Source organism: Methylobacillus sp. DLP286 (assembly GCF_056636515.1).
The window spans coordinates 1,527,436-1,543,561 of record NZ_CM153145.1; the positions used below are offsets into that span (position 1 = coordinate 1,527,436).

15 protein-coding genes and 1 rRNA gene are annotated in these 16,126 nt (G+C 57.3%); 9 read left to right on the top strand and 7 right to left on the bottom strand.

All coding sequences use genetic code 11. From position 1 onward, the window contains the following. The first annotated feature begins 62 nt into the window (after positions 1 to 62). The 5 genes from aceE (at position 63) to ACWXTG_RS07420 (ending at position 6,989) form a co-directional block, all read left to right on the top strand. Entirely contained in the window at positions 63 to 2,717 is a 2,655-nt protein-coding gene (gene aceE / locus ACWXTG_RS07400; protein WP_309566697.1) for a pyruvate dehydrogenase (acetyl-transferring), homodimeric type, read from the top strand. Between the two features lie 129 nt (positions 2,718 to 2,846). Then, a complete protein-coding gene (aceF, locus tag ACWXTG_RS07405) occupies positions 2,847 to 4,193 on the top strand; it encodes a dihydrolipoyllysine-residue acetyltransferase (protein ID WP_309566699.1) in 1,347 nt (448 codons plus the stop codon). 16 nt (positions 4,194 to 4,209) lie between these two features. Beyond that, positions 4,210 to 5,988 carry a dihydrolipoyl dehydrogenase gene (gene lpdA, locus ACWXTG_RS07410; RefSeq protein ID WP_407996814.1) on the top strand — a complete coding sequence of 593 codons (1,779 nt, stop codon included), beginning with the start codon at positions 4,210 to 4,212 and terminating at the stop codon, positions 5,986 to 5,988. Between the two features lie 198 nt (positions 5,989 to 6,186). Further along, positions 6,187 to 6,405 (top strand): hypothetical protein, encoded by a 219-nt coding sequence (locus ACWXTG_RS07415; protein WP_407996813.1) that lies wholly within the window; start codon positions 6,187 to 6,189, stop codon positions 6,403 to 6,405. Further along, the gene (locus ACWXTG_RS07420) at positions 6,396 to 6,989 is read left to right on the top strand and encodes a DUF6607 family protein (RefSeq protein WP_407996812.1); all 594 of its coding nucleotides are present in this window, start codon (positions 6,396 to 6,398) and stop codon (positions 6,987 to 6,989) included. The genes ACWXTG_RS07415 and ACWXTG_RS07420 overlap by 10 nt, the downstream gene beginning before the upstream one ends. A gap of 375 nt (positions 6,990 to 7,364) precedes the next feature. On the opposite strand, the gene ACWXTG_RS07425 is transcribed toward ACWXTG_RS07420, so the two are convergent. The 4 genes from ACWXTG_RS07425 to birA are packed head-to-tail and all read right to left on the bottom strand — an operon-like array spanning position 7,365 to position 10,155. Beyond that, a complete protein-coding gene (locus tag ACWXTG_RS07425; RefSeq protein WP_407996811.1) occupies positions 7,365 to 7,766 on the bottom strand; it encodes a hypothetical protein in 402 nt (133 codons plus the stop codon). 8 nt (positions 7,767 to 7,774) lie between these two features. Then, positions 7,775 to 8,431, bottom strand: a complete 657-nt coding sequence (locus tag ACWXTG_RS07430) for an SPOR domain-containing protein (RefSeq protein ID WP_407996810.1) — start codon at positions 8,429 to 8,431, stop codon at positions 7,775 to 7,777. Further along, on the bottom strand, positions 8,428 to 9,177 hold the full coding sequence (locus ACWXTG_RS07435) for a type III pantothenate kinase (protein ID WP_407996809.1): 750 nt from the start codon (positions 9,175 to 9,177) through the stop codon (positions 8,428 to 8,430). The genes ACWXTG_RS07430 and ACWXTG_RS07435 overlap by 4 nt, the downstream gene beginning before the upstream one ends. Further along, positions 9,178 to 10,155 carry a bifunctional biotin--[acetyl-CoA-carboxylase] ligase/biotin operon repressor BirA gene (birA, locus tag ACWXTG_RS07440; RefSeq protein ID WP_407996808.1) on the bottom strand — a complete coding sequence of 326 codons (978 nt, stop codon included), beginning with the start codon at positions 10,153 to 10,155 and terminating at the stop codon, positions 9,178 to 9,180. Between the two features lie 126 nt (positions 10,156 to 10,281). Between birA and ACWXTG_RS07445 the strand changes: the two genes are divergently transcribed. Next, entirely contained in the window at positions 10,282 to 12,063 is a 1,782-nt protein-coding gene (locus ACWXTG_RS07445; RefSeq protein ID WP_480219499.1) for a glutamine--tRNA ligase/YqeY domain fusion protein, read from the top strand. 1 nt (position 12,064) lies between these two features. Beyond that, positions 12,065 to 12,673 carry a flavin reductase family protein gene (locus ACWXTG_RS07450; RefSeq protein ID WP_480219500.1) on the top strand — a complete coding sequence of 203 codons (609 nt, stop codon included), beginning with the start codon at positions 12,065 to 12,067 and terminating at the stop codon, positions 12,671 to 12,673. On the opposite strand, the gene ACWXTG_RS07455 is transcribed toward ACWXTG_RS07450, so the two are convergent. Then, complete coding sequence (locus ACWXTG_RS07455; protein WP_309566720.1) at positions 12,674 to 12,994, bottom strand: hypothetical protein; 321 nt, start codon at positions 12,992 to 12,994, stop codon at positions 12,674 to 12,676. A 241-nt stretch (positions 12,995 to 13,235) separates the two neighbouring features. Between ACWXTG_RS07455 and corA the strand changes: the two genes are divergently transcribed. Further along, entirely contained in the window at positions 13,236 to 14,306 is a 1,071-nt protein-coding gene (gene corA, locus ACWXTG_RS07460) for a magnesium/cobalt transporter CorA (RefSeq protein ID WP_407993998.1), read from the top strand. A 3-nt stretch (positions 14,307 to 14,309) separates the two neighbouring features. Here the strand turns inward: corA and msrA are convergent, their stop codons facing one another. Next, on the bottom strand, positions 14,310 to 14,864 hold the full coding sequence (gene msrA / locus ACWXTG_RS07465) for a peptide-methionine (S)-S-oxide reductase MsrA (protein ID WP_480219501.1): 555 nt from the start codon (positions 14,862 to 14,864) through the stop codon (positions 14,310 to 14,312). Positions 14,865 to 14,993: 129 nt separating this feature from the next. Here msrA and ACWXTG_RS07470 point away from each other — a divergent pair, with 129 nt between their 5' ends. Continuing rightward, on the top strand, positions 14,994 to 15,761 hold the full coding sequence (locus ACWXTG_RS07470) for a ParA family protein (RefSeq protein WP_309566724.1): 768 nt from the start codon (positions 14,994 to 14,996) through the stop codon (positions 15,759 to 15,761). 186 nt (positions 15,762 to 15,947) lie between these two features. Here the strand turns inward: ACWXTG_RS07470 and rrf are convergent. Further along, positions 15,948 to 16,061: ribosomal RNA gene (rrf, locus tag ACWXTG_RS07475) — 5S ribosomal RNA — on the bottom strand. Between the last annotated feature and the right edge of the window lie 65 nt (positions 16,062 to 16,126).

A 16,126-nucleotide genomic window follows, 5' to 3' on the forward strand; every position in this document is an offset into this window, starting at 1 on the left:
TTGATGCTGCATCAGGCTGATTATACCCAAGCGTATCTTAAAAGTTTCCCGGAGAACCTTACATGGCATTGACCCCCGATATCGACCCTCAAGAGACCCAGGAATGGCTTGAAGCCATCTCATCGGTACTTGAGAACGAGGGAACCGAGCGAGCGCATTTCCTGCTGGAAACGCTGATCGATAAAGCCCGCCGCTCAGGTGCATATTTACCGTATAACGCAACCACTGCATACGTAAACACCATTCCTGCGCACCTGCAGCCCAAGCATCCCGGCGACACCGCCATGGAACGCAAGATCCGCGCGCTGATCCGCTGGAACGCCATCATGACCGTGCTGCGCGCCAACGAGAAATCCCCGGGCGTAGGCGGCCACATTGCCAGTTTCCAGTCTGCCGCCACCTTGTACGACACCGGCTTCAACCACTTCTTCCGCGCTGCCAACGAGAACTTCGGCGGCGACCTGATCTATTTCCAGGGCCACTCCTCTCCCGGCGTATACGCGCGTGCCTTCCTCGAAGGCCGCATCACGGAAGAACAGCTGTCCAATTTCCGTATGGAATCCAACGGCAACGGCCTGTCTTCATATCCGCACCCCTGGCTGATGCCCGATTTCTGGCAGTTCCCGACCGTCTCCATGGGCCTGGGCCCGATCGCCGGCATCTACCAGGCGCGTTTCCTCAAGTACCTGCACAACCGCGGCATTGCCGATACTGCAGACCGCAAGGTGTGGGTGTTCTGCGGCGACGGCGAAATGGACGAGCCGGAATCCCTGGGCGCAATTTCACTCGCGGCCCGTGAGAAACTCGACAACCTGATCTTCGTCATCAACTGTAACCTGCAGCGCCTGGACGGCCCGGTGCGCGGCAACGGCAAGGTGATCCAGGAATTCGAGGCCGCGTTCCGCGGCTCCGGCTGGAACGTGGTCAAGGTATTGTGGGGCTCCTACTGGGACCCATTGCTCGCCATGGACAAGGACGGCCTGCTCAAGAAGCGCATGGAAGAATGCGTGGACGGCGAATACCAGAACTTCAAGGCCAAGGGCGGCGCCTATACGCGCGAACATTTCTTCGGCAAGTATCCCGAACTCAAGGAAATGGTCGCGGCGATGTCCGACGAGGACATCTGGCGCCTCAACCGCGGCGGCCATGACCCGCACAAGGTGTATGCGGCCTACCATGCCGCGGTGAACCACAAGGGACAGCCTACCGTGGTGCTTGCCAAGACCGTCAAGGGTTACGGCATGGGCGACGAGGGCGAAGGCCAGAACACCACCCACCAGCAGAAGAGCATGAGCATCGAGACGCTGAAGAAATTCCGCGACCGCTTCAACCTGCCGCTGACCGACGAACAGGTGGAGAAACTTTCCTTCTACCGTCCCGCCGACGACAGCCCGGAAATGCAATACCTGCAGGCGCGCCGCGAAGCCATGGGCGGATTCATCCCTGCACGCCGCCGCAAGGGCAACGAACTGACCGTGCCGGCCCTGTCCGCTTTCGAGAACATGCTGGGCTCCACCGGCGAGCGCGAAATCTCCACTACCATGGCCTTCGTGCGCATCCTCTCCACACTGGTGCGCGACAAGCAGATCGGCAAGTACGTCGTGCCCATCGTGCCTGACGAAGCCCGCACCTTCGGCATGGAGGGCATGTTCCGCCAGCTCGGCATATACTCCTCCGTCGGCCAGCTTTACGAGCCGCAGGATGCCGACCAGGTGATGTTCTACAAGGAATCCAAGGACGGCCAGATCCTCGAGGAAGGCATCAACGAGGCCGGCTCGTTCTCCTCCTGGCTGGCTGCCGCGACCTCATACAGCGTCACCGGCGTGCAGATGATCCCGTTCTACATCTTCTACTCCATGTTCGGCTTCCAGCGCATCGGCGACCTGGCATGGGCGGCAGGCGACAGCCGCGCGCGCGGTTTCCTGCTGGGCGCGACCGCCGGCCGCACCACGCTGAACGGCGAAGGCCTGCAACACGAGGATGGCCACAGCCACCTGATGTCCGCCACCATCCCGAACTGCGTCTCCTATGACCCGACCTTCGCCTACGAACTCGCGGTCATCATTCAGGAAGGCCTGCGCCGCATGGTGCAGAACCAGGAAGACGTGTATTACTACATCACCCTGATGAACGAGAACTACACCCACCCCGAACTGCCGAAGGGCGCAGAGGAAGGCATCCTCAAGGGCATCTACCAGTTCAGCAAGTCCAAGGCAAAAGGCCCCAAGGTGCAATTGCTGGGCAGCGGCGTGATCCTGCGCGAAGTGATTGCCGCGGCCGAGTTGCTGGAAAAGGATTGGGGCGTATCCGCCGACATCTGGAGCGTCACCAGCTTCACCGAGCTGCGCCGCGAAGGCCTGGACGTCGAGCGCTGGAACCTGCTCAATCCGGAAAAGCCGCAGAAGGAAAGCTACGTCGCCAAGCAGTTGAAGAAAGCCGAAGGCCCGGTGATCGCCTCCACCGACTACATGAAGGCGTTTGCCGATCAGATCCGCAACTTCATCCCGCAGCGCTATGTTGCACTGGGCACCGACGGCTATGGCCGCTCCGACTCGCGCGAGGCATTGCGCAGCTTCTTCGAGGTCGACCGCTACCATGTCGTGCTCGCGGCCCTGAAGGCATTGGCGGACGAAGGCAAACTGCCTGCCGCCAAGGCCGCGGAAGCAATCAAGAAATACAAGCTCGACGCCAACAGGCCAAACCCGGCAACGGTGTAAGCCCATGGCAAACAGGCCGCCAGGCACCCCTGGCGGCCGTTCGCAGCAATCATACGCCCCGGCTTACCGCATGCGGGCGTTTTGCGTAAATGCATATCTTGAAAAGATACATTTTAAGGAACATCAAGCATGGCAATTAAAGACGTACTCGTTCCCGACATCGGCAACTTTGACAGCGTGGATGTCATCGAAGTCCTGGTCAAAGCCGGCGACAGCATTGCCAAGGACGACTCGCTGATCACCCTGGAGTCCGACAAGGCCTCGATGGACATTCCCGCGCCATTCGCCGGCACCGTGAAGGAAGTCAAAATCAAGGTAGGCGACAAGGTGGCCCAAGGCGCCCTCATCCTCACGCTGGAAGCGGTGGAAGAAAGCGCAAGCGCCCCCGCCGCGGCCCCGCAAGAGGAAGCCAAGCCAGCAGCACCTGCCGCAGCTGCGCCGGCAACCCCGGCGCCCGTACCCGAAGCCACCCGCCCTGCGCCCGAGCCTCCCCAGACCATACAGCCGCAAACCACGCCAAACCCGGTTGCGGCCAGCGTTGAAACCGCTGCTGGCAAGCTTGCGCATGCCAGCCCGTCAGTGCGCAAATTCGCACGCGAGCTGGGCGTCAACCTGGCATTGGTCACCGCCAGCGGCCCCAAGAACCGCATCACGCAATCCGACGTTCAGGCCTACGTCAAGGGCGAGCTGAGCAAGCCCCGCGGCGGCGGCATCGCCACCGGAGCCGGCGGCCTTGCCGTCATTCCGGCCCCCGTCATCGACTTCTCGCAATATGGCGAGACCGAAACCAAGCCGTTGTCGCGCATCAAGAAGCTCTCGGGCGCCAACCTGCACCGCAACTGGGTCACCGCGCCGCACGTCACGCAATTCGACGAGGCCGACATCACCGACCTCGAGGATTTCCGCAAATCCATGCAATCCGAAGCGGAAAAACGCGGCGTCAAGCTCACTATGCTAGCCTTCCTGATCAAGGCCTCGGTCAACGCGTTGCGCGCCTACCCTAACTTCAATGCGTCGCTGTCCGCCGATGGCGAGAACCTGATCCTCAAGCAGTACTACAACGTCGGCTTCGCCTGCGACACGCCGGACGGACTGGTTGTGCCTGTGATCCGAGACGTCAACCGCAAGGACGTGCTCGAAATCGCTGCCGAGCTGGGCGAGCTTTCCGCCAAGGCACGCGAGCGCAAGCTCAAGGTCGAGGAAATGCAGGGCGGCTGCTTCACCATTTCCAGCCTGGGCGGTATCGGCGGCACGGCCTTCACGCCCATCATCAACTGCCCCGAAGTGGCGATCCTGGGCGTATCGCGCTCCAGCATCCAACCGGTATTCAACGGCAAGAACAAGGAATTCGAGCCGCGCCTGATCCTGCCTTTGTCCCTGTCTTATGACCACCGCGTGATCGACGGTGCCGATGGCGCCCGTTTCACCAGCCATTTGCGCATGGTGTTGTCCGATGTACGTCGTTTGTTGCTGTAAGGATTGAGGGATAAACATGAGCAAGATTACTGAAGTATTGGTTCCCGATATCGGCAACTTCGATAGCGTGGACGTCATTGAAGTACTGGTAAAGGCCGGCGACACCATCGCCAAGGAAGACGCGCTGATCACCCTGGAATCCGACAAGGCCTCCATGGACATTCCCTCCTCCCACGCCGGCGTGGTGAAGGAAGTCAAGGTCAAGGTGGGCGACAAGGTCGCCAAGGGCGCACTGATCCTGCTGGTGGAAGAAGCCGGTGCGGAACAGGCAGGCGCTGCCGCCAGCCCGGCACCAGCAGCCCAGGAACAATCCAAACCGGCGCCCGCGGCAACGCCTGCCGCGCCGGCGCCTGCTCCGGCAACCGCCACCGGCGACTCCGACATCAATACCGAAGTCGTGGTGCTCGGCTCCGGCCCTGGCGGCTATACGGCCGCCTTCCGCGCTGCCGACCTCGGCAAGCAGGTCGTGCTGATCGAGCGCTACTCCACGCTGGGCGGCGTCTGCCTCAATGTGGGCTGCATCCCGTCCAAGGCGTTGCTGCACACTGCCAAGGTCATCACCGAGGCCGAGGAAACCAGCCATCACGGCGTCAGCTTCGGCAAGCCCAAGATCAACCTGGAAGAACTGCGCAACTGGAAAGCCAACGACGTCGTCGCCAAGCTCACCGGCGGCCTCGCACAAATGGCCAAGCAGCGCGGCGTGACCGTGGTGCAGGGCGTAGGCCAGTTCACCAGTCCCAACCAGATCGCCGTGACCGCGGCCGATGGCAAGGTCACCACTGTCGGCTTCCAGAACGCGATCATCGCCGCCGGCTCACAAGCCACCAAATTCCCCGGCGCGCCTGAAGACGAACGCATCATGGACTCCACCGGCGCGCTGGCGTTGGCAGACGTACCGAAACGCCTGCTGGTGATCGGCGGCGGCATCATCGGCCTGGAAATGGGCACGGTATACGACGCGCTGGGCAGCAAGGTCAGCGTGGTCGAGTTCATGGACGGCCTCATCCCGGGTGCCGACCGCGACCTAATCCGCCCATTGCAGAAGCGCATGGAAAAACGCTTCGAGAGCATCATGCTCTCCACCAAGGTAGCCAAGATCGAAGCCAAGAAAGACGGCATCCACGTCAGCTTCGAAGGCGAGAACGCACCCAAGGAAAGCCAAGTCTACGACCGCGTGCTGGTCTCCATCGGCCGCCGCCCGAACGGCAAGAACATCGGCGCCGAAAACGCAGGCGTTGCAGTGGACGATCGCGGCTTCATCGCCGTCGACAAGCAGATGCGCACCAACGTACCGCATATCTTCGCGATCGGCGACATCGTCGGCCAACCCATGCTGGCGCACAAGGCGACCCACGAAGCCAAAGTGGCGGCTGAAGTCATTGCCGGCCACAAGGTCGAGTTCCAGGCCATGGCGATTCCTTCCGTTGCCTATACCGATCCCGAAGTGGCCTGGGTAGGCGTCACTGAAACCGAAGCCAAGGCCAAGGGTCTGGAGATCGAGAAAGCCTCCTTCCCATGGGCGGCAAGCGGCCGGGCGTTATCCATTGCTCGCTCCGAAGGCGCCACCAAGCTGATCTTCGACAAGAAAACCCACCGCGTGATCGGTGCCGGCATCGTCGGCACCAATGCCGGCGAACTGCTGGCGGAAGCCGTGCTTGCAATCGAGATGGGAGCCGATGCGCACGACCTGGGCCTCACCATCCACGCCCACCCGACCTTGTCCGAGACCATCTGCTTCGCGGCAGAACTCAAGGAAGGCACGATCACTGACATGCTGCCTCCTAAGAAACGCTGATTACGTTTAATAAACATCATCAAAAACGGTGCCCCTAAGCGCCGTTTTTTTGTTTATGAGCCATCAAACCGCCTCAGTCCGGCAATAGAAGTTGATCATTCTTCAGTCAATTTAAAATGCCAAAATTAAGAATAAAAATCATTTGTTCTTGCCAGTTTATTGCTTTGCTATGCTCAGCTTTTCCCGTCATCGCCGACAATGCTATCCCCCAGAGGCGGGCCGACACGCGGCACGACAGTTCAACTCGTCACGGAACCCACTGCAGAATGGCACGCCTTGCAAGCGCCTGTAAGCCAGTTCGAACGCGACCGCCGTGCCATTCTCGCCATGGCCGGTGAATATCGCGTGAGTTTCGACTTTGTTGAAACCACGGGATTCGTCCCTACCGCAGCTGGGGAACAGAAAAAGTGTACGTAGTAGAAGACAATGGTCGCGATATCGTATTGCAGCATTTGCTGGTCATGTCGTTCAAGGATAAGGACGGCAAAACTCAAGGCCCTCATGTCACCAAGCATTGGCGCCAGGATTGGCGATATGAGCCTAATGATCAATTGGTATATCGTGGCAACAACACCTGGCAACGCACCAAAGTCCCGATGGAACAACAGCAAGGCCACTGGCGACAGACGGTATATCAGGTTGATGACAGCCCGCGTTATTCCGACATTTCGCGTTGGCAGCATCTAGACAATTTCTCGAGCTGGAATGATGAGAATGGCTGGCGCCCATTCCCACGTCGCGAATACACCGTGCGCAGCGATTATAATGCATTGATCGGCAACAACCGCCACACCATTACGCCTATCGGCTGGACGCATGAGCAGCAAAACCTCAAGGTGAAGCTGGATAAGACAGGGAAACTCGCTGCCAGCCATCCGGTATTGGCTCGTGAATCCGGGTTCAACCGCTATGAACGTATTACAGATATGACTGGAGCACAGGTGACCGCTATCAGGAAAGCACCAAGCCAGTCTGGGATGCTACCAAATGGCAGCAATTGATAGACAACAATAAGAAACTGCAGCTACGCGGGTCTCCGGACAAGGACAATCTCTTCATGCCAATCATCGATACGCCAGTTAAGTCGCCGAAGCCACAACACCACTTTCTGCCGATGAAATCCAGCAGAAAGTGGATGAGCTCATCACGTCTTACCTGGCACCTGCCGGCGCTCCCACTCCAGCACCCACAAAGAAAGATAGTGGGCAATCGAAACCAGGCGGAAATTTATATTAGCCACCCTGTCATGCCAGAACTATCCGGTATCTCCTGGCAATCCGCATCAAGCAGCCAGCTCTGACTAACGCGAGTATTCATACAAAGAAAGGCGGGGAAATCCCTGCCCTAGAAACCAGGAAAATCACAAGCAGACGATTCTACTCTGCGGCTTTTGGACTCTCTGCGGCTTCAGGTTGGCTGGCAGTTTCATTCCCCACAATTTCGGCCTTGGCCGCCTGTGCAGGCTTGGTTTTCCCAGCTGAACTTGTGCGTGGTTTGCGGGCTCTTGGTTTGGCGGCGTCTATTTTGGCAGCTTTCGGCTTGGCGTCAGTTCTGGGCTTGGACTGTCCGGTTTTTGCACTTGTAGGCTTGGCCCGGCTGGCTACCGGCTTTCTCCTGCTGGATGTCGTGGGCTTGCCTGCCGGGGTTGGCGCTACCGGTTCCGTCGCGGTTTTATCTCCGTCGATCACATCGGTGACCACCTTGCTCAATATCCGCTTCCCTGCGATGACTGCGGCGGCCAGTGCAACTTTCTTGACGATATCCTTGAAAATTCCCATACAGACTCCTATTGGCAAATAACCTGTTTAAGTTCACTACCAGGGAAGTTTGCACCTTGTTTGTTCAACTCGCCCGCCATCTCGGCTGACATATCATTGATAAGCAAACTGACACGCCCCTTTTCCTGATTGCGCACCCCTTTTTGCGCTGATCTAACCCCTTGGCGCTGCAATTGTTCGAGTAGTTTATTCGCTAAACGTTCATCCTTGAAGACCCCGAGCGAAATTGCATTGCGCCAGGGCGCTTCCTGGATGATGAAGCTCACGTCCACGCCGAGCGCTTTCAGCTCTCCCACTTTGCTTTGCGCTGCCTGCAACGAAGGCAACGGCGGGATATATACCCAATAGCGCAATGCCTCCTGCATGGTTTTCTGCTGCACCGTTGCAACCAACGAGTGCTGGCTGAGGATGACTTGCGCGCGTTGCAGCCCTTCCGTGGAGAAACTGCCCCACTCGTAACAAGCATACGCCTCGCCCTGCCTGGCGTCGCCGGGCTCGTCCGCCTTGGGCAATGCGTCCACCTCGTCCTGCGTCAGCAGCTTGATCTTGTCGGCAGACAGCGGCTCATGGACATGCGTCTTGGATGCGGGTTGCGGATGAAACCAGCCAACGGCTATCCATAGGCCAAGATTCAATACAAGCAAACCGCCCACTATCCACTTCATGGCAATTCTCTTTCCATGTACCACAACCCCTGCAACACCAGGTTTTCCTCTAGATTGTATTCCCTTGCCAACACGTGCCTTTGCAATAATGGCAGCAAAATAACCGCGTCGCCACCGCTCAGCATGCAAGGCACCACATGCCCGCAATACTCGCTGAGCACTTGCAGCAAGTTATCGACTGCCCCGGCTGAAGCGTAAAGGCTGCCACTGTAGACCGCATCCTGCGTGTTCAAGGGAAAATCCTGGAATACGCCCAGCCCCTCTCCGATATTGGCTGCCGCATTGGCGATGCTGGCCTGCATCAACCGCATCCCAGGCATGATGATGCCACCGATAAAACGCGCCTGCCCGGGCGAAGTTTTCTCAATCATATCAACCGTCAAAGCAGTTCCTGCATTCACTACCAGACAACTGCGCTGATAATATTGCCAGGCCGCTATCATGGCCGCCCAACGGTCCACGCCCAGTTGCTCCGGTACCGCATAGCCATTGCTCAAGCCGCATGCCTGCATTGTGCTGGCATGCCAACGCACAGGCACGCCAAGCGGCTTGAGTTGCTGATCAAGCAGAGTGTATCGATCCGGCCCGGCTACATTGGCCACAGCAACCCGGTCACACTGTTGCCATGCAGCAGGCATGTCATCGCCATTGAGTACGCCATGCTGCAAAATCTCCCCGCTTGCGTATTGCAGCACCGCCCACTTGGTGCGCGTATTTCCCGCATCAATGGCCAGCAAATAACTCATTTAGTTCATTCCCCGCACGCTGATCTCGCCGGAAGAAAAGCGCTGGATGCCATGCTCGTTCCGCACCAGCAATACGCCATCATCGGCGATGCCCTCCACATTGCTATATTGTTCGCGTCCGTCCGGGAACAGTAACTTGACGGTCTCGCCCTGGAAAGCGTGATGGGATTGCCACTCCTCGCGCATGGCGGCAAAGCCTGATTGCTCGAATTCATCCAGCACCTGCGCCAAATGGCTCAACAACTGCCCCAGTATGTCGTTCGGGTTGATCTCGACAGGCAGGTGGCTCGCCATGTCCGTCACCGGTTGATCGATCTGCCCGCGCGTGGCAGCGGGTAGCCTGAGATTGAGGCCTATGCCGATCACTGCCGCGCTCGGCCCGTCCATATCCCCGTGCAACTCGATCAATATTCCGGCCAGCTTGCGCTCCCGAACCAGGATATCGTTAGGCCATTTCAATTGCGCACTGCGCAAACCATATTGATGCAGGGTGCGCACCAATGCCAGCCCCGCCGCCAAGCTCAAGCCGGATAACGCGGAAGCCCCCATCTGGAAGCGCCATAGCAATGAAAACGTCAGGCTGGCCCCAAAAGCAGATTGCCAACTCCGCCCGCGACGGCCTCGCCCCTTGGTCTGCAACAAGGCTGCCGCCACCGTGCCATGGGGCGCGCCAAGGGCTGCCTGCTGCATCAGATAGCTGTTCGTGGATTCGATCGAGTCGAACAATGCCAGTTTGAAACGCTGTTGCTGATTGCCCAACGCCATCAGTACGGCCTGTTCATTCAGCAAATGGAGCGGTTCCGGCAGGCGATACCCTCGCCCGCGCACGGAAAAAATCTCGACCCCCAATGCCTCCGCGGCCTGGATTGCATTCCAGACCGAGGCGCGGGTTACGGAAAACTGGCGGGCGATGTCCTCACCGGAGTGAAAACGTCCGTCTGCCAGCAACCTCAATATGGGAAATACCAAGTTATTCATTGCTGAGGCAGTATATCGCAAGCCATCGTGCTCGAATGAATATTCTGGGCACAGCCATCACGTAGGACGGTCCGTTGGGACATGACACGGTGTAAAATAGGCGTAAATCAATAGCGTACTGCCACCATGTCTGAAAAAAACCCTGTTGTTCCAGCTTCCAACTTTATCCGCAATATTGTCGAGCGCGACCTTGAACAAGGCACCTATGCCAGCCGCCGATGGGCGCGCGCGCCCGGCGATGCCGCGCATCAAGCCGCCGGCGAGCCCGATCCGGCGAAAATCCGTACCCGCTTTCCGCCTGAGCCCAACGGTTACCTGCATATAGGCCATGCCAAGAGCATCTGCCTCAACTTCGGCCTGGCGCGCGACTTCGGCGGCGTATGCCATATGCGTTTCGACGACACCAACCCGGAGAAGGAAGAGCAGGAATACGTCGACAGCATCACCGACTCGGTGAAATGGCTGGGCTTCGGCTGGGATGCCTTTGGCGAATCGCATCTGTACTATGCCAGCAACTACTTCGATTTCATGTACCGCGCTGCGGAATACCTGATCGAATCGGGCAACGCCTATGTCGACCAGCAATCCGCCGAGGAAATGCGCATCAATCGCGGCACCCTGACCGAGCCCGGCAAGAACTCCCCATGGCGTGACCGCCCCGTGGCGGAAAACCTGGCCTTGTTCCGAGAAATGCGCGACGGCAAACATGCAGACGGCAGCATGGTGCTGCGCGCCAAGATCGACATGGCATCGCCCAACATCAACCTGCGCGACCCGGCGATTTACCGCATCAAGCGCGCGCATCACCACAACACTGGCGACAAATGGTGCATCTACCCGATGTACACCTTTGCCCATCCGCTGGAAGATGCCTACGAGGGCGTAACCCATTCCATCTGTACGCTGGAATTCGAGGATCAACGCCCCTTCTACGACTGGGTGCTGGAAAAACTGGCAGAAGGCGGCCTGCTCGCGCACCCGTTGCCCAAGCAGTATGAATTTGCCCGCCTTAACCTCACCTATGTCGTGCTTTCCAAGCGCAAACTGATCGAACTGGTGGAGAAGCAATTCGTCAGCGGCTGGGACGATCCCCGCCTGCCCACCCTGGTCGGCGCCCGCCGCCGCGGCTATGCGCCTGAAGGCTTCCGCCTGTTTACGGAGCGCATCGGCGTTTCCAAGGCAGACTCCTGGATCGAGTACACCATCCTCGAAGACTGCATGCGGGAAGTGCTCAATGCGTCGGCGGAACGCCGCATTGCCGTGCTCGACCCCATCAAGCTCGTGATTGACAACTATCCGGAAGACCAGTCAGAGGATTGCCATGCCCCCAACCATCCGCAAAAACCAGAACTCGGCCACCGGGTGGTGCCGCTTTCGCGCGAATTGTGGATAGAGCGCGAAGACTTCATGGAAGAGCCGGTCAAAGGCTATTTCCGCCTGTTCCCGGGCAACATGGTGCGCCTGCGCTACGGCTATGTCGTCAAGTGCACAAGCTGCGAGAAGGATGCCGCTGGCAACGTCACTGTCGTGCATTGCGAATACCTGCCTGATACCAAGTCCGGCACGCCAGGCGCAGACTCCGTCAAGGTCAAGGGCAACATCCACTGGGTATCGGCAGCGCATGCCTACGCCGCCGAAGTGCGCATGTACGACCGCTTGTTCAAGGAGGCCCATCCGGGCCAAGGCAAACATGAAGACGGCTCCGACCGCGACTACCTGGACGACATCAACCCGGACTCGGTGAAAACCATCAGCGCGCAACTGGAGCCGGCATTGAAGGAGGCCCGGCCGGAAGACCGCTTCCAGTTCGAGCGCCATGGCTACTTCGTCGCGGACAGCAAGGATAGCCAGCCAGGCAAGCCGGTATTCAATCGTACCGTGACCTTGCGCGATGCCTGGCAAAAATAATATGGCATCGCCTATTCAGTCTGCCGCAACCATCCAACCCGTCCCGCTGGATAAGGCGTTCCGCCTGCTCAACCACGGCCCCACCGTACTGGTCAGCTCTTCTTGCAACGGCCGCTCCAATGTGATGGCCGCTGCCTGGAACATGCCGCTCGACTTTAATCCATCCAGGGTTGCGATTGTCATCGACAAGAAGACCTATACGCGGGAATTGATGGAGGCCAGCGGCACATTTGCTATCAATGTGCCATGCCGCGCCCAGGCAGACATGGTCATCAAGGTTGGCTCAAGTTCAGGCAGGGAATTATTGGGAAAAACGCCTGACAACAAGTTGGCCGCCTTGAACCTGCCAACCTTCGCGGCCTCGCAGGTTGAAGCCCCGTTGCTGGAGGGGTGTGTCGCCTGGCTGGAATGCCGCATCATTCCCGAGCCGCATATCCAGCAGGCTTATGATTTGTTCCTCGCCGAAGTTGTCGCTGCCTATGCAGATAGCCGCGCATTCAGCAATGGACGCTGGCATTTTGACGGATATGATGACTTGCGTACGCTACACCACGTGTCAGGCGGATTTTTCTTCACGCCGGGTGAAGGCATCGCTACTCGACAAGATTGATTATTGCGGCTGTGCGCTGGCAATAGTCCAGTATTGCTTTTCCTTGTCGCGGGTCACCGAGCAACCTAGTGCAATCGGCTCATCGCCAGGCTGAATAATATGCTTGGTATGGTCTGCGGTCTGCACTCCCATGAACCAGCGATCCAGCCATACCACCATGGTCTCAGCCGCATCGCTCTTCAGCAGGATCAGCTTGCCGTCATTGGCAAGGCACTCGGAGCTGTCGTCCTCGATCAGGCCCACTTGCGCATCGCTGCCGGACTCTGCAGCATGCAAGCTGAATGCCAGACTCAACAATCCGGCGAACAAGTAAAATCGCATTTTTCCTCCGTTACTATCATGCGGCACCTGGTTGTATGTGCCGTTGCAGTTGTATTACTCTACCCATTGTGTTGAGGTTTGATACGCTCGACAATCAAAGCATTGATCTGCAGTCCAGATATTCTAACCCAGCATGCGATCAACCTAGCATTGTCTAAACTGGCGTTTTCTCATCCCTTTGAGGAAAAGCCAAGAAATCCATTGCAGGCTAGGCACAGTACCATCAATCACTGGAGCAAGGATGAAAAAACGGCGCCATGCGCATAGCAAGAAAACTGGCCTGCCTCCGGGCACCTTGGTGCATACCGGGGATGTCAAGACGCCGCAGATTACGTTGACCCTGTTCCGTTATAACGCGGAACATATCGAAGAACAATCGATCAGCTCGCTGGATGAAATCCAGCCAAGCGCAGATGACAGCATCCTCTGGCTTAACGTGCATGGACTGCATGACCCTAAGCTCATGGCTGAGATAGGCCAGCGCTTCAAGCTGCACCCGCTGGTGCTTGAGGATATCCTCAATACCGATCAGCGCCCCAAAGTCGATGCCTATGACGACTACCTGTATCTGGTCACGCGCTTTTTTGCCTACGACTCGGAGCAAATGCTGGTCAACTCCGAGCAAATCAGCATCATCCTCGGCAACCGCTTTGTCCTTTCCTTCCAGGAGCGCCCGACAGGCTCATTTGACCCCGTGCGCGAACGTCTGCGCGCCAATAAGGGCCTGTTGCGCAAATCGGGGGCCGATGTTTTGGCCTATGCCCTGCTGGACATGATCGTGGACAAATACTTTGTCATGCTCGAACAGATCAGCGACGATTGCGAAAAGCTGGAAGACCAACTCCTGCATCGTCCAAGTGATGCAGTCCTGCAAAGCATACACAAGCTCAAACGCGAGACCATGGACCTACGCCGGGCCGTCTGGCCATTGCGCGAAATCATCAATACATTGATCCGCAATGAATTTGCCTTTTTCCAGGAAAACACCATCCTCTATCTGCGCGATGTCTACGACCACAGCATCCATTTCATCGAATCCCTGGAATCGTTGCGGGATTTATTGGCAGGCATGCTGGACATCTACCTATCCAGCATCAGCAACCAGGTCAACAAAGAAGTGCGCATCCTCACGGTAGTCACCATGCTATTCATGCCAGCGACCTTGATCTCCGGCATTTTCGGCATGAATTTCGAGAGCATGCCCTTGCTTAAGGATCATTGGGGATTTTGGATCGCGATTGCGATGATGCTATTGGTGGCGGGAGGAATGGGACTGCATTTCTGGCGTCGTCAATGGCTCAGCCGGCATTGAGCATCATTCCGGCTTGATACGCTCAGCATACTTGGCGCGTATCTTCGCGATCTTGGGTGCAGCCACTGCCAGGCAATAAGGCTGGTTCGGATGCTGGGCGTAGTATTGCTGGTGATATTGCTCGGCAGCATAAAACTCGCCGCCTGCATTTACCTCTGTCACTACTGGCGCCCCAAATGTATTTTCGCTGGCGAACTTTGCCAGCAGTCGATCAAGCACAGCCTGCTGCTCGCCGCTTTGACAAAACACGGCTGAGCGATATTGTGTTCCTACGTCATGCCCTTGTCGATTCAATGTAGTCGGATCGTGCGCAAGGAAAAATACCTCGAGCAACACCCCGTAATCAATCTCCGCTGGCTCAAAGACGATCTTGATCGCCTCGGCGTGCCCTGTCGTCCCAGTGCAGACCTCTTCATAAGTTGGATGCGCAACCTGGCCGCCGATATAGCCTGACACCACCTGCTTGACTCCTCGCAGCTGCGAGAACACAGGTTCGAGACACCAAAAGCACCCCCCTGCAAAAATAGCTATTGATTCAGCCACGAGATTCCCTTCCATTTATCTCAATACCGGTTCAAACGGTAAAAAGTAGCATGTTCCCGCCTCAAATCCTCGGATTGGACGCGAGGCGGATACAGGATAATGCGAGCTAGGATCCTGCAAACTATCTAGATCAGTAGAAATATTATGGCGCGTATTGCAGTTTTTAACCAGAAAGGTGGGGTAGCAAAAACCACCACGGCCCTCAACCTTGCCGCAGCATTGCAACGCACGGGCAAGGAGGCGCTGTTGATCGACATGGACCCGCAAGCGCACCTGACCCAGATTTACGGCCATCCTCCGGAAAGCGCCAAGCAAAGCCTGTTTGCATTCTACCAAGATGACAAACCGCTTTATCACCTGGAAGTCCAATGGCCCGGGCTGGGTTATCTCATCCCATCCCACAAGGAACTGATCAAGGTAGACTCCGCCTTCGGCAAAGGCCCGGCCATACTCAACAAGCTGCGCCACGGGCTCGATATTGCAGACAAACTGTATATGAACCGCCACACATTGATTGATTGCTGCCCTTACCTGGGCACGCTGTCGCTCAGTGCCATATTTGCCGCCGACCTCGTCATTATTCCCATCTCTTCCGACTTTCTTTCCCTCAGAGGCGCGAAGAAGGTCGGCGACACCCTGGCTGCCATCGAGCCCGTATTAAAGCGGCCGATAGAGCGCCGCTACCTGCTGACCCGCTTCGACCGCAGGCGCAGCATGACATTCGAAGTACAGAAAAAAGCCAAGGAACTGTTTGGGCATGACCTGCTCGACACCGTCATTTCAGAAAATGTCGCAGTGGCGGAAAGCCCCGAGCACGGCGTCGACATATTCCGCCACCAACCCAACAGTACCGGCGCTCAAAACTACTTGGCGTTATTGATTGAACTGGCGCAGAAATGGCCAAAAGAGTAAGTTAGCTACCGCAATACTTCATATAAAGCCTACTGCAGCACCTGTAGATTTACTGCCTAAACCTAGCTCCTAAAAATCACCTGCAGAACGTCACAAGATCTTTGCGATCTCACTCAGGCCCATGAATTAAAGCGACGTTTAAAAATGAAAAAGCCCGCTAGAAAACTAGCGGGCTTTTGAATAAAAGTCTGGCGGTGACCTACTTTCGCATGCGAGGTGCATACTATCATTGGCGCGGAATCGTTTCACGGCCCTGTTCGAGATGGGAAGGGGTGGTTCCAATTCGCTATGGCCGCCAGACATAACCGGTAGTGCGTGTGCGGTGCACATGCACTGATATCTGATGGAATTTGCTTAGCAAATTC